1 protein-coding gene is annotated in these 647 nt (G+C 36.5%); it reads left to right on the forward strand.

Annotated elements, in window-relative coordinates; genetic code table 11:
* Window positions 1-17: 17 nt before the first annotated feature.
* Window positions 18-647: phage terminase family protein (locus CBI42_RS11095; protein WP_256963811.1), on the forward strand; the 630-nt coding region annotated here is incomplete at its 3' end.

Genomic DNA, 647 nt, shown 5'->3' on the forward strand with positions numbered 1-647 from the left:
CTAATTCGGATAATTGGATTAAGGCGAACCCGTTACTAATCAACAAAGAAGTTTCGGACGTTTTGAAACCTAAATTACAGGCAGATTTGGACAGCGCATTGCAAACAAAAGATACTTCAAATTTCATTATTAAGAATATGAATTGTTGGCTTAATGCTAGTGACGATAGTTTTATTTCTGATTCAGATTGGCAGAATGCAATTATTAAACCAAAGCCGGATATTTCAGGCTCAAAAGCCTATATCGGACTAGACTTGTCGGCCACCAATGACCTCACTTCAATTTCCTTTCTTTGCGAGTTGAACAATGGTAAATGGTTTGCAGATTCATATTCTTTTGTGTCCACAAAAACGGATATTGTTACGAAGATGAAAGCAGACGGCATTAATTACGAAGCATTGGAAAAAGCCGGTGAGTGTGAACTCTCAAAACTTGATTCGGGGTTGGTTGATTATGATTTGGTTTATCAATTCATAATTGATTTAATCGAAAAAAATAATTTGGATATTCAAGAGGTTTGCTTTGACCCGTGGCAAGGTTCAGCAATTATCTCGCGACTTGAAAAGCATGGTGATATTCCATTATTTGAAGTTACTCAAAACGAAAAAATGCTATCAGAACCAACTAAGGCATTCAGAGAAGCGATC

This window comes from Streptococcus sp. KR (assembly GCF_002238115.1).
Classification (GTDB): Bacteria; Bacillota; Bacilli; order Lactobacillales; family Streptococcaceae; genus Streptococcus.